Genomic DNA, 19,538 nt, shown 5'->3' on the forward strand with positions numbered 1-19,538 from the left:
GTATGAGTACTATTATATTACATGATTTTGAATATAAGTGTAAAGCCTTATGAAAAGAATAATCATATTTATATGAAAATCGTTTGAAAACTGATAGGTTATATATATAACAATATGTGGAGGATAAACATGGATAAAAAATTAATATTTTTCGATATTGATGGTACGCTTTATGACCACGATAAGAAAATTCCGGAATCTACGATGCAGGCGCTCACTATGCTAAAGGAAGCAGGGCATATGCTTGCAATTGCGACAGGACGTGCACCATTTATGGTAAAACCTGTACTTGAAGAAACAGGCATCGAAAACTTTATATCATTCAATGGTCAGTATGTTTATGCGAATGGTGCAGTTATTTATGAGAACCCACTAAAAACAGATAGTTTAATTCAACTTGAAAAACATGCATTTAAACACAATCACCCAATCGTATTTCTGACACATGATGATCTTGTTGCAAACATTGACTTTCATGAACATATAAAAACAAGCCTCGGTACACTGCATATGAAACACCCGAGAAAAGTTTCTGCATTTTATAACGATAATAAAATATATCAGGCATTACTCTTCCAGCAGTCAGATGAAGATGAATTATACGATGGTATGGACGACAATATTAAATTTATACGCTGGCATGAGGTGAGTCGAGATGTCGTTCCTCAAAATGGTTCTAAAATGAACGGTATTAAGCATCTTGCAGAGGCCTTAAATTTCGATATAAAAGATACGGTTGCATTTGGCGATGGCTTAAACGATATTGAAATGATACGTGATAGTGGGATAGGTGTCGTAATGGGAAATGGTCACGATGTACTTAAAGCGCATGCGGACTTTATTACGAAAAATGTAGATGAAGATGGTATTATGTATGCAGTACAACAATTAAACTTAATTAAGGAGCATCATGGTGAATAGACACGCACAGGAAATAATAGCAGAACTTAAAAATGACGATATACAATTAAAAGCAATTGAGTTTAATGTAAGAGGTGAAGATGTCGTAGCAACGTTTTTATATGACGATCTGTTTGAATCTGATGACGTTCATACAGCACCAAGACCGAAAGACCCGATGTTTTTAAAGGCAGACGAACTGGATGATATTACATTCGCGCTGAAAGAAAAAGGTATTGATTATACGATAAGAAATGATGAATTTATTTAAAACAAAATAAGCCAAAAACAGATTTCTGTTTCTGGCTTATTTTTATTGGACAGCGATTGCTCCCGGCTCAATTTTCAGCGGGTCATTTTTATCGATATGATCATAGAACATCACACCATTTAAATGATCGATTTCATGCTGGGCAACGATTGCAGAAAAGTCTCTCAGACGAAGTTTAACTTCACTGCCGTCAGGCGTAAATGCTTTTACTGTAATGCGTGCGTATCGATGAACAATTCCAGGGATATTCTCATCTACGCTTAAACAACCTTCACCTGTTGGCAAATACGATTTTTCAATACTATGGCTCACAATTTTAGGGTTGATCAGCTGATGTGTAACATAAGCTTCTTTTTTATCATCATAAAAATGAATGACAAGCATGCGTTTTTTAACATTGATCTGTGGTGCAGCAATTCCAACACCACTGCGTAATTGATACTTCTTACTTAACACTTCATCCTGGCTCATCTTCAGAAATTCAAGCATGTCATCGATAATTTTCTTGTTTTCTTCTGATAACGGCATTTCTACTTCCTGTGCTTTTTCACGCAATGTTTTATGTCCATCGCGAATAATATCTTTCATTGTTAACATTGTATTCACTCCTATTCTTATAAAATATATCAAATAATGATAATATGTGCTATTGTTTGAAAATGAATTTGAAAAGATATAACATATAGCCATAACGCTAGGGAGGTACAAAATGAAAATCGCAAAATTATTTTTAGTAGGGATGCTCGCGCTAGTCCTTGCAGCATGTAATAACACTGAAGCGCTTGGTAATTTCTCTAAAGAAATTGATAAATCAGTTAAAGCTGAGCAACCTGTACAGGATGTTGGGAAAAAGCTTCAGAATCTGGAAAATGATAAAGTTCAGATATTTAATAAATTAAATAAAGCAACACCTAAGGAAGTTAAGGCAGCTGCAGATAAACTTCTGAAAAATACAGAAGAAAGAAGTAAAGCAATTGAAGAAGAGATAAAAGTGATGAATAAGTCACAGAATATTTATGAAAAAGCGAAAGCGAAAACAAATGCTATTGAAGATAAAACACAGAAAAAAGCTGTAACAGAATTTATTAAATTAAATGATAATAAATATAAAAAGCATAATGATTTAATGTACAGTTATAAAGATATATTAAAAACTGAAAAAGAAGTCTTCAATTATTTAAAGGAACCACAGCCAGACGGTAAAGCCGTTAATAAAAAGATAAAAGCTGTAACAAAAAAATATGAACAGTTCCAGAAAGATACAACGTCATATACGAATATGTTACGCGTTGTTGATCAACAAAAAAATAAAATTACCGATATCTTAAATGGTAAATAATGTGTAACCGTTTTATATTTCATAATTTGATATATAACAGTTATTCCTTTTACTATAACACAGCATGAAATTCTATTGATTTCATGCTATTTTTATTGTCACAAACTTTTCCTTTAACAGTAATACAATTCTGTGATATTATGAACATGTAACGTATAAAAACTAGAAAGGTTTGGTGAATTGAATGGCTCCGAAAAAGCAAGCTCCATTCGATGCAGTTTCGACTCTACAAGAGATCGAATCGAAATTTGAAGTAGTACAAGTATTAGATTTAGACGGTAATGTAGTGAATAAAGACTTCATGCCTGACTTAACTGATGATCAGTTAGTTGAATTAATGGAAAGAATGGTATGGACACGTGTATTAGACCAACGTTCTATTTCTTTAAACAGACAAGGGCGTTTAGGTTTCTATGCGCCAACAGCTGGTCAGGAAGCTTCTCAATTAGCTTCTCACTATGCTTTAGAAAAACAAGACTACATCTTACCGGGTTACCGTGACGTTCCACAATTAATCTGGCACGGTTTACCACTTACGAAAGCATTCTTATGGTCTCGTGGACACTTCGTTGGTTCACAAATGCCTGAAGGTATGAACGCATTAGCACCTCAGATCATTATCGGTGCACAATACGTTCAAACAGCAGGTGTTGCTTTAGGACTTAAGAAACGCGGACAAGATGCAGTAGCAATTACTTATACTGGTGACGGTGGTTCATCACAAGGTGACTTCTATGAAGGTATTAACTTTGCTTCAGCATTTAAAGCACCTGCAATTTTCGTTATCCAAAACAATAATTATGCAATCTCTACACCACGTAGCAAGCAGACAGCTGCAAAAACGTTAGCACAAAAAGCGGTAGCAGTAGGTATTCCTGGTATCGTTGTTGACGGTATGGATGCATTAGCAGTATATCAAGCGACTAAAGAAGCGCGTGATCGTGCAGTAGCTGGTGAAGGACCAACATTAATCGAAACAATTACTTACCGTTACGGCCCACATACGATGGCTGGGGATGACCCAACACGTTACAGAACTTCAGATGAAGATGAAGAGTGGATCAAAAAAGACCCATTAGTTCGTTTCCGTAAATTCTTAGAAGCGAAAGGCTTATGGAATGAAGAAAAAGAAAACGAAGTAATGGAAAAAGCGAAAGAGGACATTAAAAACGCAATTAAAGAAGCGGATGCGACACCGAAACAAACAGTGACGCAATTAATGGAAATTATGTACTCTGATAACGTTCCTCAAAACATTAAGGAACAAATGGAAATTTATAAAGAGAAGGAGTCGAAATAAGTCATGGCACAAATGACAATGATTCAAGCGATTACAAATGCGCTTCAGACAGAACTTAAAAATGACGAAAACGTATTAGTTTTCGGAGAAGACGTTGGTGTCAACGGTGGGGTATTCCGTGCGACTGAAGGACTTCAAAAAGAATTCGGTGAAGATCGTGTATTTGATACACCACTTGCTGAGTCTGGTATCGGTGGATTAGCTGTAGGTTTATCATTAACAGGATTCCGTCCAGTTATGGAAATCCAGTTCTTCGGTTTCGTATTCGAAGTATTCGATTCAATCGCAGCACAATTATCACGTCAATACTTCCGTTCAGGCGGTACGAAAACTGCACCTGTAGTTATTCGTTCACCATTCGGTGGTGGTGTACATACACCTGAATTACACGCAGATAACCTTGAAGGTTTAATGACGCAAACACCTGGTGTTAAAGTTGTTATTCCATCTAACCCATATGATGCAAAAGGATTATTAATTTCAGCAATTCGTGACAACGACCCAGTTGTTTACTTAGAGCATATGAAATTATACCGTTCATTCCGTGAAGAAGTACCTGAAGAAGAGTACACTATCGAAATCGGTAAAGCAGCAGTGAAACAAGAAGGTACAGATTTATCAATCATCACTTACGGTGCTATGGTTCAGGAATCTATGAAAGCTGCAGAAGCTTTAGCAAAAGACGGTCACTCAGTAGAAGTTATCGACTTACGTACAGTACAACCTTTAGACATCGATACAATTATCGGTTCAGTTGAAAAAACAGGCCGTGTTGTCGTTGTACAGGAAGCACAAAAACAAGCTGGTGTTGGTGCGAACGTAGTATCTGAAATTTCTGAGCGTGCAATTTTAAGCTTAGAAGCACCTATCGGACGTGTATCTGCACCTGATACTGCTTACCCATTTACACAAGCTGAAAACGTTTGGTTACCAAACAAAGACGATATTATCGAAGTAGCGAAAAAGACGTTAGAATTCTAATCCAGAACAAAAACGTGTAAAATGAAAAGTAACATCACGATGTTACTTTTCATTCATTTATTTTAATTCTTAATTCTTTAGGAGGAATTTATTGTGGCATTTGAATTTAAATTACCTGCCCTTGGTGAAGGGATTTTTGAAGGTGAAATTGTTAAGTGGTTCGTTAAGGCCGGCGACGAAGTAAAAGAAGACGATATTTTATTAGAAGTACAAAGTGATAAATCAGTAGTTGAAATCCCATCTCCAGTAACAGGTAAAATTAATACTATCGTTGCTGAAGAAGGTACGGTTGCGAACTTAGGTGAAGTAATCGTAACAATAGATTCTGACGATGCACACGCTCAAAACGACGCTTCTGAAGCGAAAGAAGAGCCAAAAGAAGAATCTACAGAAACAAAAGAAGCAGCACCTAAAGCTGAAGAAAAAGCGTCAGACGTAGCAGTTGATGAAAACCGTCGCGTTATCGCAATGCCTTCAGTACGTAAATTAGCGCGTGATAAAGGTGTTAACATTAAAGCAGTTCAAGGAACTGGTAAAAACGGTCGCGTATTAAAAGACGACGTTTTAGCTTATATGGACGGCGGACAAGCTCAAGCAGAAGCTCAAACAGAAGCGCCTAAAGCTGAAGCACAGGAAGCACCAAAAGCAGCACAACCAATTGCAGCTCCAGAAGGGGACTTCCCAGAAACACGCGAAAAAATTCCGGCAATGCGTCGTGCGATTGCTAAAGCAATGGTTAACTCTAAACATACTGCGCCACACGTAACATTAATGGATGAAGTAGAAGTTCAGGCATTATGGGATCACCGTAAGAAATTTAAAGAAGTTGCAGCTGAACAAGGTACGAAGTTAACATTCTTACCATACGTTGTAAAAGCGTTAGTTTCAGCACTTAAAGCATACCCTGCTTTAAATACTTCATTAGATGATGCAACTGAAGAAATCGTACACAAACATTACTACAACATCGGTATTGCAGCTGATACTGAACGTGGTTTATTAGTACCAGTTGTAAAAAATGCTGATCGTAAATCAATTTTCGCAATTTCTGATGAAATTAACGAATTAGCTGTAAAAGCACGTGATGGAAAACTTTCTCCTAGCGAAATGAAGGGTGCATCATGTACAATAAGTAATATCGGTTCTGCTGGTGGACAATGGTTCACTCCAGTTATTAACCATCCTGAAGTTGCAATTTTAGGTATTGGTCGTATTGCACAAAAACCAATCGTTAAAGATGGAGAAATTGTTGCAGCACCAGTTCTTGCATTATCATTAAGTTTCGACCACCGTCAAATCGATGGCGCTACTGGACAAAATGCAATGAACCATATTAAACGCTTATTAAATAATCCAGAATTATTATTAATGGAGGGGTAAACAGATGGTAGTTGGAGATTTTCCTATTGAAACAGACACTATAGTAATTGGGGCAGGTCCTGGTGGATATGTTGCAGCAATTCGTGCAGCACAATTAGGACAAAAAGTAACAATCGTAGAACGTGGAAACTTAGGAGGCGTTTGTTTAAACGTTGGATGTATTCCTTCAAAAGCAATGCTTTCAGCTTCTCACAAATACGAAACAGCTAAACACTCTGAAGCATACGGTGTTAAAGCTGAAAACGTAACTTTAGACTTCTCTAAAGTTCAAGAATTCAAAAATGGTGTTGTTGAACGTTTAACTGGAGGGGTTGGATCTTTACTTAAAGGACGCAAAGTTGAAATCGTTCAAGGTGAAGCTTACTTCGTAGATCAAAACAACTTAAAAGTTATGACTGAAAAAGCATCACAAACTTATACATTCAAAAACGCGATTATCGCGACTGGTTCTCGTCCAATCGAAATCCCTAACTTCAAATTCAACAAACGTGTTATCGATTCAACAGGTGCTTTAGCACTTACTGAAGTTCCGGAACATTTAGTTGTTGTTGGTGGAGGTTATATCGGATCTGAATTAGGTACTGCATATGCGAACTTCGGTTCTAAAGTAACAATTTTAGAAGGCGCTAAAGATATTTTAGGCGGATTCGAAAAACAAATGACACAAGTCGTTAAAAAAGGTCTTAAAGCTAAAGGTGTTGAAATCGTTACTGAAGCGATGGCGAAATCAGCTGAAGAATCAGAAAACGGTATTAAAGTAACATACGAAGCTAAAGGCGAAACACATACAATCGATGCAGATTACTGTTTAGTAACTGTTGGACGTCGTCCAAATACGGATGAATTAGGTTTAGAAGGTTTAGGCATCAAGATGACTGACCGTGGTGTAATTGAAGTTGACGCACAAAGCCGTACTTCAGTTGAGAACATTTACGCAATCGGTGATATCGTTGCTGGACCACCATTAGCACATAAAGCATCTTACGAAGGTAAAATTGCAGCTGAAGCAATCTCTGGTGAGAAATCTGAAGTAGATTACTTAGCAATCCCAGCAGTATGTTTCACTGAGCCTGAATTAGCAACAGTTGGTTATACTGAAGCAATGGCAAAAGAAGAAGGTTTAGACTATAAAGCTTCTAAGTTCCCATTCGCTGCTAACGGCCGTGCATTATCTATCGGTGAGACTGATGGTTTCTTAAAACTTATCACGCTTAAAGAAGATGGATTATTAATCGGTGCTCAAGTTGCGGGTGCTGGTGCATCAGATATCATTGCGGAATTAGGTTTAGCGATTGAAACTGGTATGACTGCTGAAGATATCGCATTAACAATTCATGCACATCCAACATTAGGTGAAATGACAATGGAAGCTGCTGAAGTTGCAATGGGTAGCCCAATTCACACAATGTAATCTTTGATTTTACAATTTCAAAGTACTATTCATATTATATGAATAGTACTTTTTTTATGGAGGAATAAAAATGAACTATAGCTATCCAATAGATACAGACTGGACACAGGAAGAAATTATTGATGTTGTTAATTTTTTAAGTTTAATAGAAGATGCTTATGAACGACAAGTGAATACTGATGATTTCTTAACACTTTATCGTGCATTTAAGCAAGTAGCGCCTATGAAGTCAGATGAAAACCGCATATTAAAGTCATTTGAAGAAGTATCAACATATTCTGGTTATCATGCTGTAAAGCGTGCGAAACTGGCGAAGGACAACAATGAAAAGTCATTCAGTATGAAGTAATTCACATAACGATATTGTAATATATATAAATTTTTGATACATTTGTTATATTATTAAACTAATTGTTTATTATCATTAAACTAAGGTGTGAATTTATGGATATCGGTAAAAAGATAAAAGATTTAAGACGCCAGAAAAACTTAACACAAGAAGAACTTGGTGAACGTACAGATTTATCAAAAGGGTATATTTCACAATTAGAACGCAATTTATGTTCGCCCTCTATGGAAACATTTTTTAATATTCTTGAAGTACTTGGTTCTAAGCCGAAAGACTTCTTCAGTGAACAGCAATATGAACAGCGTATACATTATCCGAAGTCAGAGCAGACAATTTACGATGAATATGATAATGGCTATATGATCAATTGGCTTGTGCCGGACTCAAATGAGTTCGATATGGAACCTGTTATTATTACGATTGAGCCAGGTAAGAAATATAAAAAGTTTCTGCCGAGTTTATCTGACAGCTTTATATATGTTTTACAAGGTGAAGCGAGTATTCGCATCGGTCGTAAGGATTATCATGCGGCAAAAGGTGAATCATTTTACTTTAAAGCCAATGAATCGCATCAATTATACAACCGTACGAAAGAAACAGCACAAGTATTAATCGTTGCGACAGAATCATACTTATAGAGGTGAACAATGGAACAGTTTATACAATTTAACCATGTGACAAAATCATATGGGGATAATACGATACTGAATGATATTAGTTTTGAAATTGAAAAAGGTAAATTTTATACGTTACTTGGGCCATCAGGATGCGGAAAAACGACAATATTAAAATTAATTGCCGGATTCGAGAAAGCAACAGATGGAGATATTTACTTTGATGGAGAGCGTATTAACGACGTACCACCGAATAAACGAAAAGTGAACACTGTTTTCCAGGACTACGCACTATTTCCACATTTAAATGTATTCGAGAATGTCGCTTACGGACTTCGCATAAAAAAAGTAAAAGAAGAGGTCATTAAAACAAAAGTCCGTGAGGCATTACAACTCGTGAAGCTTGCAGATTTTGAATCACGAGACATTAAAGACATGAGTGGCGGACAAAGACAACGTGTTGCAATTGCGCGTGCGATCGTTAATGATCCGGAAGTAATACTACTTGATGAACCGTTAAGTGCGTTAGACTTAAAACTGAGAACTGAGATGCAGTATGAATTACGTGAAATTCAGAACCGTCTCGGAAAAACATTTATTTTCGTAACACATGATCAGGAAGAAGCACTTGCGATGAGCGACTATATATTTGTTATGAATAAAGGCAAGATAGAACAAAGTGGTACACCACTAGATATATATGATGAGCCAGTGAATCGTTACGTCGCTGACTTTATCGGTGAATCTAATATCGTTGACGGTATTATGGTACAAGATTATGTCGTAGAAATGTATGGAAAACGTTTTGCATGTGTCGATAAAGGATTTAAACAAAACGCGAAAGTAGATGTTGTAATCCGTCCTGAAGATATAGAAATTACGACGTCGGAGTTAGGTAAAGTTCAGGCAGTAGTAGACAGTACACTTTTCCGTGGGGTACATTACGAAATTTGCTGTATGGATGAAGCCGGGAACGAATGGATTATTCAGTCGACGAAACAGGCAACACCTGGAGAAAATGTAGGTTTAACATTTACTGAAGAAGCGATTCATATTATGTTACCTGGTGAAACTGAAGAAGAATTCGATCGTCGTATTGAGTCATACGAGGTGTAATATGCAAAAAGCAAAGCAGTACTTTTTAGTCCCTTATATTTTATGGATTTTATTATTTATCGTAATGCCACTCGTAATGATATTCTATACTTCATTTACAAATCACGATGGCAAGTTTACATTTGAAAACTATGCAACGTTTTTAACGCCTGCATATTTAAAGATGACGCTTTCGTCATTTGTTTATGCGTTTATCATTACTGTCTTATGTTTAATATTTGCATATCCAATCGCACTCGTTCTGAAAAATGCGAAGCATAAGCAACTATGGTTACTAATCATTATATTACCGACGTGGATTAACTTATTGCTGAAAACATATGCATTTATCGGGATTTTCAGTAAGGAAGGTACGATTAATGACATGCTTCATTTTCTGCATTTACCGACAACGCATCTTTTATTTACAGATAGCGCATTCGTATTTGTATCGGTCTATATATACATACCGTTTATGATATTACCGATATTTAACAGTATGAATGAAATACCGGATAATTTAATTCAGGCTTCACGTGATTTAGGTGCGAATGAATGGATGACGTTTAGAAAGGTCATCATGCCGCTTTCAATGGAAGGTGTTAAAACAGGCATTCAAGTCACATTTATTCCCGCATTAAGTTTATTTATGATTACTCGACTTATCGCTGGTAACAAAGTTGTAAACTTAGGAACTGCAATTGAAGAGCAGTTTTTAGTGACACAAAACTACGGTATGGGTTCTACAATCGCTGTCTTTTTAATTTTAGCGATGGCATTCGTAATGATTGTCACGAAATCTAAAAATGAAAGTGGGGATATAAAGTGAAATTAAGAGGCAAAGTATTCTTAGCCGTTGCTTTGTTCATTTTATATTTCCCGATATTTTACTTAATGTTTTATTCATTTAACTCAGCTGGAAATATGAATCACTTTGAATCGTTTACACTGGATCACTATAAAGCAGTGTTTGCAAATAAACGATTACTCGTTATCATTGTCAACACTTTAGCGGTAGCGTTAATTGCAGCAAGTATTTCGACAGTAATTGGAATATGTGGTGCAATAGCGATTCATTATATGCGCAACAAAAAGATTAAGATTGGTCTATTAACTTTAAATAATATATTAATGGTAAGTTCTGACGTTGTAATCGGTTCTTCATTTTTAATTTTATTTACTGCAATTGGGCACTTTACAGGGTTAGGTTTAGGATTCTGGTCTGTACTCATTTCGCATATCGCATTTTGTGTACCGATTGTCGTACTGCTCGTTTTACCGAAACTGTATGACTTAAATACGTCGCTCATAAACGCAAGTTACGATCTCGGTGCGAGTACGTGGCAGACGATAAAAAATGTCATTATTCCGCATATACTGCCAGGTGCATTTGCTGGATTCTTTATGGCATTAACGTATAGTTTAGATGATTTTACGGTAAGTTTCTTCGTAACAGGTAATGGATTCAGTGTATTATCTGTAGAAATTTATTCAATGGCACGTAAAGGTATATCAATGGAAATTAATGCAATCAGTACATTGATGTTCATCGTTGTTATGACAGTTATAGCGATATACTATGTATTATCATCAAACGCTGATAAAAAGAAGTTAAAGGCAGGTGCTAAGTAATGAAACAACTGATGCAGTTAATCTTTATTTCACTTGCTGTTGCAATCTTATTATTATTCTCAAGTCGATTTATCGATCCGCCACCTTCAGGAGAAAAAGGGAATGTCCTTTATGTATATAACTGGGGAGAATATATTGATCCTGATCTACTGAAAAAGTTTGAAAAAGAAAAAGGAATTCGTGTTGTACTTGAAACATTTGATTCAAACGAAGCGATGCTTGCAAAGATAAAAAACGGTGGTACGAGTTATGATATCGCTGTACCGAGCGAGTATGCAATTCAGAAGATGAAGAGTGAAAAGCTATTATTACCGATTGATCATAAAATGATTCCGAATTTAAAAAATATTAATCCTGATTATATGGATCTACCATTTGATAAGCAGAATAAATATTCAATACCATACTTCTGGGGAACAGTAGGTATCCTATATAATCCAGAAACTACGAAAGGTATCGATTTTTCGAGCTGGGATAGTTTATGGGATAAACGTTTAAGAAATAATGTTTTAATCGTTGATGGTGCACGTGAAGCGATTGGATTGTCACTCAATAGTATGGGAGAATCACTTAATGAAACGGACCCTGAAAAACTATTAAAGGCAGAACAGAAGCTTGAAAAACTTGCGCCAAACGTTAAAGGTGTCGTGGCAGATGAAATTAATACAATGATGGTACAAAAAGAAGCGGATGTTGCAGTTGTATGGAGTGGTATGGGTGCAGATATTATGACAGAAAACGAAGATTTGGATTTTGTCGTTCCGAAAGAAGGTTCGAATCTCTGGTTTGACAATATCGTTATCCCGAAAACTGCGCAAAATGTTAAAGGTGCTCATGAATTTATTAACTTCATGCTTGACGCTAAAAACGCGAAACAAAATACAGAGTGGGTCGGCTATGCAACACCTAACGATGCGGCGCTTAAACTGCTTGATAAGGAAATACGAGAAGACGAACGTTTCTATCCGAGTAAAGAAGTACAGGATAAGCTAGAAGTATATAAAGATTTAGGGTATGAAAACATAAAAAAATATAATGAACTGTTTCTTAAATTTAAAATGTCGCTGAAGTAAATCAGCGACATTTAAATTTAATTTGATGCATAATTTTATATAATGAGGGTACACTAATACAAACAACTTAAAGGAGATGTATATATGAGTCGTAGAGAATATACGCAAACAGTAAAACCAGTCAGTCGAATTCCAGAAAAAATCTTTGGATGGCTAGCATGGCTTTCATTACTAGCGATTGCGCTATTTAGTTTATTTCAATTATTAGTCACTGCAAACAATCCAGAATTTATTACGCAGATGAAGACACAATTAAATTCACAAATTCAAAGTAATCAGGAATTTGCAGATATGTTTAATCAGTTTGGAATGTCAGTTGATGAATTTGTCCCTGCGTTAATAACATACACTTGGTACTTTTTAGCTTATACAGTATTACCGATTGTAGTAGGGCTACTTGGATTGTTAATGATGAAAAAGAGAATTTTAGCAGGTATTTTATTATTACTTGCTGGATTATTAACAACAATCTTTTTCTTTACAATTTTCTTAGGCTTTATTCCTTTATTCTTCTTTATCGCAGCAATTTTATTATTCGCGCGTAAAGATAAAGTCATTACGAACAATGATTACTACGAAGAGAAATCATATGAAGAACGTGATCATGCAACAGCGCCAGCATATGTAGAGCGTGATGCTCATATTGAAAAAGAGAAATCATATGCATATGATGCTGATGAAGCTAAAACAGAACCGGTTAAAGAAACGACATATGAACATGACCCACATAAACGTGAAGATGTTGAATCAGAATACGTTTCATCAGAGCGTGTTGAAACTGATTTTGATAATAACCACGATGGAGATAAAGACCGAGTGACTTATGTGGATAATACGAAGCGTGCAGTAGATGAACGTCGTGAAAATTATAACAATAGACGATAATAATTTAGAGGCCGTTTCGTCTGTTAATCAAAAAAAGATAGAGACTTTGAAGTCTCTATCTTTTTTTGATTTATTTTTTTAGAAGAAGTGAGCCGATGGAAATGGCAGCACCAATTCCAGCAGCAATGCCGATATACTTTGCATTACTTTCGTAGACGTTGTCGTTTAATGCTTTACTCGGTAATTCAACATGATGTACATTTCCTTGTTTGCCGGCATCAGTATGAACAGGATCTACGATGCCTTGTTCTTTTTTAAGTTGTGCAAACGATGTACCGAATCCTTTAACGAATTTCGTTAAGACGATTGAACCTTCTACGAAATCCTTATTCGTTAATACTTTAATTAATCCAAGCCAGCCAAGAGGTTTACTTTGGTTGTACTCTGTAGATAATTTTAACCCTTTGTTAAATTTCAGAATCATCGGTTCAATATCACTGAAATTAAATTTACCTAATCCTTGAACTAAAAGTAGTGCGTTTCGAATCGCCTGGTCTGTTTCTGTTTCGTTAACGGCTTTTAACACTCGCGTTAATATCGGGTCACTCTGTGCAAGTGCAGCATTTGCAAGGTTTAATGCTTCGTGCTCATCGAGTTGTTCAAGTAAACGGAAAAGTTTGTTTAAAGTATCTTTATGCTTGATTAACTGATCTTCTAATTCACGTAATTCCTTCTCTCGAACTGCTTCAACATCAACTTCCATCGGTTTGATTACACGTGTTGGTTGTGCCATTATTTTTCACCTCTTTTATTTACGATATCACCTGGATATACATAATCTTTACGGTTCCATTTCGCCTGAACGTTCACGCCCATTTGTGGTACGCGGTTTCCGAAGCGGAAGTTATTCTCTGGTAATGGTGATTTGTTACCTTTATCCAGAATAATGAGTTTTGCTTTCGTTTCTTTATAAGCAGGTGTAGATGTATCTTTATCTGCAATAGAACTTGATAATAAGTTTATTGCTGCATCACCATTGTCATTCATCGGTAAGTAAACTTCTTTACCGAATACACGGTCTGTCACAAGCGCACGTACGTCGACTTTGCCGTATGGAGATTGCAGACGGATTAAGTTACCAGTTTCAATGCCACGTTCTGCTGCAAGTTCATGAGAGATTTCTAAGAACGCTTCTGGTGTTTCCATTGCAAGTCCTTTAACTTGGTAAGTCATATTTCCTTCATGGAAGTGCTCAAGTAATCGTCCGTTGTTCACGTGAATATCATATTGTGCTTCATACTCAGTAGGTTCTGTCCAGTCAACAGGGAAGAAGTTCGCTTTCTTATCTTCGAACGGGAATCCTTCAGTAAATAATAATGGAGAATCTGTGCCGTCTTCTTTAACTGGCCATTGTAAACTATTAAATCCTTCTAAACGATCATACGTAACACCAGAATAAATTGGTGTTAATGATGCGATTTCATCCATAATTTCGCTTGGATGTGAATAATTCCAGTCAGCACCTAAATGTTGCGCGATATCTTGAATGATCTGCCAGTCTGGACGAGTACCTTCAAGTGGCTCCATAACTTGGTATAAACGCTGGATGCGTCGTTCTGTGTTTGAGAAAGTACCTTCTTTTTCAAAACTTGGTGCAGCAGGTAAAATAACATCAGCATATTCTGCTGTTTTTGAGAAGAAAATATCCTGTACAACGAAGAATTTAAGCTTTTCAAAACCTTCACGTACATAGTTAACGTTAGAGTCAACAATACCCATATCTTCACCTTTTAAGTAAAGTACATCCAGCTCTCCAGCATGCATCGCATCAACCATCTGGTGGTTATTCTGACCGACGTTCGGGTTCATTTCAACACCCCATGCTTTACTGAATTTATCCAGTGCAGCTTTATCTGAAATCTTCTGATATCCAGGTAGGTGTGTCGGCATACTACCCATATCTGATGCACCTTGAACGTTGTTGTGACCACGTAATGGATATGATCCTGCACCAGGTTTCATGTAGTTACCAGTAACGAGTAATAAGTTAGAAATAGCTGTTGAAGTATCACTACCACCACGTTGCTGAGTAACACCCATTGCCCACATTACGACTGTAGACTTCGCTTCATGTACCATTTCTGCAATTTTAATAATTTTTTCTTTAGACATGCCTGTATGTTCTGCAGCATAGTCGATTGTGAATTTCTGTAAACTTTCTACAAGTGCTTCGTAATTGTTAACGTGTTTATCAATAAATGCCTGATCCTGCCAGTTATTATCAATGATATATTTCGTTACAGCGTTTAACCATACGAGGTCGCTACCTGGATTAGGACGAACGAACATATCCGCACGTTCTGCCAGTTCGTGTTTACGAATATCTACAACTAATAATTTAGAGCCGCGTAATTTTTGTGCACTCTTCACACGTGTTGCAATAACAGGGTGTGCTTCTGCTGTGTTTGTTCCTAGACCGATGATAAGTCCTGCATTTGCAATGTCAGTTATCGATCCAGAGTCACCACCGTAACCTACAGTTCTCCAAAGTCCCATTGTAGCAGGAGACTGACAGTATCTTGAACAGTTATCAACGTTGTTTGTACCTACAACTTGACGTGCTAATTTTTGCATTAAGAACGATTCTTCGTTTGTACATTTTGAAGATGTAATGAATGCTAATTTTTCTGGTCCTCGAGTAGCAATTGTTTCTTTAAATTTAGAAGCAATTAATGTAAGTGCCTCATCCCATGTTGCTTCTCTGAATCCATCTGCTTCACGAATTAACGGTTTTGTTAAACGCTCACCAGAATTCACAAAATCCCAGCCAAATTTACCTTTCACACAAGTAGAAATTTGGTTCGCCGGTGCTTCTGGACTTGGTTCAACTTTTAAGATGTCGCGACCTTTCGTCCATACTTCGAATGAACAACCGACACCACAGTATGTACATACTGTTTTCGTCTTTTTAATTCTATCTTTACGCATTTCAGCTTCTACATCTGAAATTGCCATAAGTGGTGTATATCCTGTTTCAACTGCTTTTGTTACTTCAACTGCTGGACGGAATGCATCTTTTAGCATACCCGTTAAGAATCCTGCTTCTCCGACCATACCAACTTCCATCATCGCATTACATGGACATACTGTTGAACAGTGACCACAGTTAACACATGATGAATCATCAATATTTGTGTCACGGTTACCATCCCAAATAACACGCGGGCGTTCTAATTCCCAGTCAATCATTAACGTTTCGTTAACTTGAACGTTCTGACATGCCTGAACACATCGGCCACATAAAATACATTGATCCGGGTCGTATCGGTAAAATTTACCGATATTTTTAGGCGCACCTTTTGGAGATTGTGCTGTCGCCTGATGATCGATTTTAAGTTCTTTTACAGTGTTGTGAATTGTACAGTTACCATTATTAAAATCACAAACTGTACAATATAGTTCATGATTCGCTAAAATTCTGTCCATCGCGATCATCTGCGCTTCAAATGCTTTGCTTGAACCTGTCTTTACGACATCCCCGTCTTTAAGCTGTGTACTACATGAACGCACGAGTTCACCGTTTACTTCAACGATACATGCATCACATGTTTCAATCGCGCCAAGATCTGGATGATAACATAATGCCGGAACATCGATGCCCTTAAACCTTAAGTAGTCTAGAATGCTTACATTGCCTGGAACTTCCATCGGTTTACCATTCAGCGTGATGCTGATAGTTTGTGATGTTACATCATTCATAAAATTACCCCACTTCTATTTAATAGTTAAAAATATTACGCCCTAATTCAATTATAAATTATCTGTGTATTATTGCAATTTTATTATCGCAATATGAAGCAGAAATTTACTATATAAAAATAAAAAGCCTGCGTATATATACGCAGGTAAAAATTATTACTGATATAGTGGAAGTAATGCAAAGAATGTTGATTCTATAGCAGTTAGAAATTTTTTATCGGACTTTAATGATTCATCGCCTGGATAAAAAACTTTACCAAACATTAACTCACCTTTTTTAACAGTTTCGAGGCGATTGATATATTGTTCGATTTTTTCATTGTCGATATCTTTAATATATTCAAATGACTTCTTCATGTGGTCGCCTTTAATGATAAAGTGATCGTCTAAATTTTTAATTTCAGTAAGTTGATTTCGCCACTTTTTAGCCATGCGTTCTTTTTCAGGAGACTCGTATATAACACCGAATAGTACGAATGCATGGTCATCGAATAAGCCAATCTGGAAGTGGGGGAGCATTTTATATCCGCGTTTATTCGTTGCAAATGCAACCCACGTATCGTTAGGTGGATTCGTTTTACGGCGAAGATGTTTCGCAACGTGTGCATAAAAAGTTTCATCCGTCTGTTCTGTTAAATAAGCACTAAAATGTTCACCAAGCGCTTCTAATTTTGGACGCGTCGTTTCAATCAGCGCATTCATTCTAGGCTCAAGACCGTCTACGGTAAAAACTTTGAAATCTTTATTTGTAAAATGATATTTAGCCATAATAACCTCACTCTTTTTTTTATTATGCTATTATTCTATCTAAGTTGAAACAATTTTGCTAATATATCCGTTCATGTATAATGAAACTATGGAATAAGGAGGCGTAGCCATGGAATTATTTGAATTTATGAAAGAAATTACTATTCAGGCGGGCAGTAACATACGACAAAAATTAAATGAGCCTTTATTAATAGAAACAAAATCTAATGCAAACGACTTAGTGACAAATATGGACAAAGAAACTGAGCGTTTTCTATATGAAACAATTATGAATACTTATCCAGAACATAAAATCATTGGTGAAGAGGGTAGTGGAAAAGATATAAATGATTTATCCGGGACTGTCTGGATTATTGATCCTATCGATGGCACGCTAAACTTCGTTCATCAGAGCGAGAACTTTGCAATTTCTGTCGGCGTATTCATCGACGGAAAAAAATATGCAGGTGTAATTTATGATGTTATGCGTGATAAATTGTACAGTGCGTGTGCAGGACACGGGGCATATTTGAATGACAGTCCGATTGCGCCGTTAACACATACGGCATTAAAGCAATCAATTGTATCGATTAATCCTAATTGGTTAACGAAACCTTATACAGCACCGATATATAGTCCAATTGTCGTTGATGCGAGAAGTGCGAGAAGTTATGGTTCTGCAGCACTGGACTTTGCATATGTTGCAACAGGAAAGGTTAATGCATATATTACGCTACGATTACACCCGTGGGACTTTGCAGGTGGATTAATTATTGCAGAAGAAGTGGGTGCAGTTGTAACAAATCAGTTAGATGAATCTCTCAATATGCTGCATGCGAATTCGATTCTTGTTGCAAATAAAGCATTGCATCACGAAATTTACAACAACTATATGAAACCGTTTCAGTCAGAATTACTAACGATACATCAAGGCCGTTTCCATAACCGTTAAACGTAGTAAGTACCTCTTTTAGAACCTTGTCGTTCGAAATATTTATTTAATAGTTTAACGGATATAAATGCCGGAAAGTAACCGTCTGTAAATCTATCTAATGTTCGACGTGTTAGTTTCTCTTCTGAAAGTGCAATATATTGCTGTATATTAAATTGAAATAATTCATCCATACGAATGACAGAATCGCACTTATCACAATAATTGAGTGACTTATATCTTGTCATACGATTAATCGACTGACATTCAGGACAGCAAATACCTGTTTTATAGGTAGGGATTATTATTGATTGATGTGAACAGCTATTTAATAAGACAGCGCTGAAGGTGCTGTTTTTTTTTTTTTTTGAAGCGCGACTTAATCGTTCGAGATATGGAATGATTTGCTTCTTTGTTAGTATATCTCCATTGTAGCTATGTACATCCAGTTCAAACGATTCGTTCATCATGATACACTTTGTATACACAGGCAATTGGGTTGAAGTTTCAGGCATAACATTTATTACTGAATATTTCATACAGTACAATTCACTTAAATCAGCATGTGCTTCTAATGTAATACTATTCACAAGCATGCCGTCACCATCAATATAATGCAGACCGTGATAATTATTAAATTTAAAGAGATGTACAGCATTATCTGTAATAAGAATGAGGTTGATATAAATATTATGGTGCGTATAATATTGCCAGATGCATTCAAACTGATCACATCCAGTAATCTTCAGAAATTGTTCAAACTGACATTCAAGTTCATAACGATTACGAATTGTGTCGAATATTGCTTTCGTTGAAGCAGTAAGTGTAGTGCGATGCGATAATGCTTCTAGAGCTGTCAAAGTATGTGGTTTACCGAGTGGTTTCATTATTGAAACTCCTTTCTGAATGTGATAGTTTTACTATAATTTGC

20 protein-coding genes are annotated in these 19,538 nt (G+C 36.4%); 15 read left to right on the forward strand and 5 right to left on the reverse strand.

Going from position 1 to position 19,538, the window contains the following annotated elements:
* The first annotated feature begins 129 nt into the window (after positions 1–129).
* Together LAU42_RS04120 and LAU42_RS04125 are read left to right on the forward strand one after the other, a co-directional pair.
* Entirely contained in the window at positions 130–921 is a 792-nt protein-coding gene (locus LAU42_RS04120; protein WP_224184423.1) for a Cof-type HAD-IIB family hydrolase, read from the forward strand.
* A complete protein-coding gene (locus tag LAU42_RS04125) occupies positions 911–1,171 on the forward strand; it encodes a hypothetical protein (protein WP_224184424.1) in 261 nt (86 codons plus the stop codon). The genes LAU42_RS04120 and LAU42_RS04125 overlap by 11 nt, the downstream gene beginning before the upstream one ends.
* A gap of 42 nt (positions 1,172–1,213) precedes the next feature.
* Here the strand turns inward: LAU42_RS04125 and def are convergent, their stop codons facing one another.
* Positions 1,214–1,768: a peptide deformylase gene (gene def, locus LAU42_RS04130; protein ID WP_224184425.1), complete on the reverse strand. Its 555-nt coding sequence runs from the start codon at positions 1,766–1,768 to the stop codon at positions 1,214–1,216.
* 112 nt (positions 1,769–1,880) lie between these two features.
* Here def and LAU42_RS04135 point away from each other — a divergent pair, with 112 nt between their 5' ends.
* The 12 genes from LAU42_RS04135 to LAU42_RS04190 all read left to right on the forward strand — a co-directional run bounded on the left by LAU42_RS04135 (position 1,881) and on the right by LAU42_RS04190 (position 13,230).
* Positions 1,881–2,510 carry a YkyA family protein gene (locus LAU42_RS04135; RefSeq protein ID WP_224184426.1) on the forward strand — a complete coding sequence of 210 codons (630 nt, stop codon included), beginning with the start codon at positions 1,881–1,883 and terminating at the stop codon, positions 2,508–2,510.
* Positions 2,511–2,694: 184 nt separating this feature from the next.
* Positions 2,695–3,810, forward strand: coding sequence for a pyruvate dehydrogenase (acetyl-transferring) E1 component subunit alpha (gene pdhA / locus LAU42_RS04140; protein ID WP_224184427.1), 1,116 nt, complete (start codon positions 2,695–2,697; stop codon positions 3,808–3,810).
* A 3-nt stretch (positions 3,811–3,813) separates the two neighbouring features.
* On the forward strand, positions 3,814–4,791 hold the full coding sequence (locus tag LAU42_RS04145; RefSeq protein ID WP_224184428.1) for an alpha-ketoacid dehydrogenase subunit beta: 978 nt from the start codon (positions 3,814–3,816) through the stop codon (positions 4,789–4,791).
* 93 nt (positions 4,792–4,884) lie between these two features.
* The gene (locus tag LAU42_RS04150; RefSeq protein WP_224184429.1) at positions 4,885–6,171 is read left to right on the forward strand and encodes a dihydrolipoamide acetyltransferase family protein; all 1,287 of its coding nucleotides are present in this window, start codon (positions 4,885–4,887) and stop codon (positions 6,169–6,171) included.
* Between the two features lie 4 nt (positions 6,172–6,175).
* Positions 6,176–7,582 carry a dihydrolipoyl dehydrogenase gene (gene lpdA / locus LAU42_RS04155; protein ID WP_224184430.1) on the forward strand — a complete coding sequence of 469 codons (1,407 nt, stop codon included), beginning with the start codon at positions 6,176–6,178 and terminating at the stop codon, positions 7,580–7,582.
* Between the two features lie 70 nt (positions 7,583–7,652).
* On the forward strand, positions 7,653–7,931 hold the full coding sequence (locus LAU42_RS04160; protein ID WP_224184431.1) for a UPF0223 family protein: 279 nt from the start codon (positions 7,653–7,655) through the stop codon (positions 7,929–7,931).
* Positions 7,932–8,026: 95 nt separating this feature from the next.
* Positions 8,027–8,569 carry a helix-turn-helix domain-containing protein gene (locus LAU42_RS04165; protein ID WP_224184432.1) on the forward strand — a complete coding sequence of 181 codons (543 nt, stop codon included), beginning with the start codon at positions 8,027–8,029 and terminating at the stop codon, positions 8,567–8,569.
* A 9-nt stretch (positions 8,570–8,578) separates the two neighbouring features.
* On the forward strand, positions 8,579–9,661 hold the full coding sequence (locus LAU42_RS04170; RefSeq protein WP_224184433.1) for an ABC transporter ATP-binding protein: 1,083 nt from the start codon (positions 8,579–8,581) through the stop codon (positions 9,659–9,661).
* A gap of 1 nt (position 9,662) precedes the next feature.
* A complete protein-coding gene (locus LAU42_RS04175; RefSeq protein WP_224184434.1) occupies positions 9,663–10,469 on the forward strand; it encodes an ABC transporter permease in 807 nt (268 codons plus the stop codon).
* Positions 10,466–11,272, forward strand: coding sequence for an ABC transporter permease (locus LAU42_RS04180; protein ID WP_224184435.1), 807 nt, complete (start codon positions 10,466–10,468; stop codon positions 11,270–11,272). The genes LAU42_RS04175 and LAU42_RS04180 overlap by 4 nt, the downstream gene beginning before the upstream one ends.
* Positions 11,272–12,345 carry an ABC transporter substrate-binding protein gene (locus LAU42_RS04185; RefSeq protein ID WP_224184436.1) on the forward strand — a complete coding sequence of 358 codons (1,074 nt, stop codon included), beginning with the start codon at positions 11,272–11,274 and terminating at the stop codon, positions 12,343–12,345. Before LAU42_RS04180 ends, LAU42_RS04185 begins: the two co-directional genes overlap by 1 nt.
* 84 nt (positions 12,346–12,429) lie before the next feature.
* Positions 12,430–13,230, forward strand: a complete 801-nt coding sequence (locus tag LAU42_RS04190; protein ID WP_224184437.1) for a DUF4064 domain-containing protein — start codon at positions 12,430–12,432, stop codon at positions 13,228–13,230.
* Positions 13,231–13,300: 70 nt separating this feature from the next.
* On the opposite strand, the gene LAU42_RS04195 is transcribed toward LAU42_RS04190, so the two are convergent.
* The 3 genes from LAU42_RS04195 to LAU42_RS04205 all read right to left on the reverse strand — a co-directional run bounded on the left by LAU42_RS04195 (position 13,301) and on the right by LAU42_RS04205 (position 17,697).
* Positions 13,301–13,963, reverse strand: a complete 663-nt coding sequence (locus tag LAU42_RS04195) for a helical membrane plugin domain-containing protein (RefSeq protein ID WP_224184438.1) — start codon at positions 13,961–13,963, stop codon at positions 13,301–13,303.
* Complete coding sequence (gene fdhF, locus LAU42_RS04200) at positions 13,963–16,929, reverse strand: formate dehydrogenase subunit alpha (RefSeq protein WP_224184439.1); 2,967 nt, start codon at positions 16,927–16,929, stop codon at positions 13,963–13,965. Before fdhF ends, LAU42_RS04195 begins: the two co-directional genes overlap by 1 nt.
* A 156-nt stretch (positions 16,930–17,085) precedes the next feature.
* Positions 17,086–17,697, reverse strand: a complete 612-nt coding sequence (locus LAU42_RS04205) for a YktB family protein (protein WP_224184440.1) — start codon at positions 17,695–17,697, stop codon at positions 17,086–17,088.
* A 109-nt stretch (positions 17,698–17,806) separates the two neighbouring features.
* Between LAU42_RS04205 and LAU42_RS04210 the strand changes: the two genes are divergently transcribed.
* A complete protein-coding gene (locus tag LAU42_RS04210) occupies positions 17,807–18,628 on the forward strand; it encodes an inositol monophosphatase family protein (protein ID WP_224184441.1) in 822 nt (273 codons plus the stop codon).
* On the opposite strand, the gene LAU42_RS04215 is transcribed toward LAU42_RS04210, so the two are convergent.
* The gene (locus LAU42_RS04215) at positions 18,625–19,494 is read right to left on the reverse strand and encodes a hypothetical protein (RefSeq protein ID WP_224184442.1); all 870 of its coding nucleotides are present in this window, start codon (positions 19,492–19,494) and stop codon (positions 18,625–18,627) included. The genes LAU42_RS04210 and LAU42_RS04215 overlap by 4 nt on opposite strands.
* Between the last annotated feature and the right edge of the window lie 44 nt (positions 19,495–19,538).

The sequence above is a fragment of the Macrococcus armenti genome, assembly GCF_020097135.1.
Taxonomy (GTDB): Bacteria; Bacillota; Bacilli; order Staphylococcales; family Staphylococcaceae; genus Macrococcoides; species Macrococcoides armenti.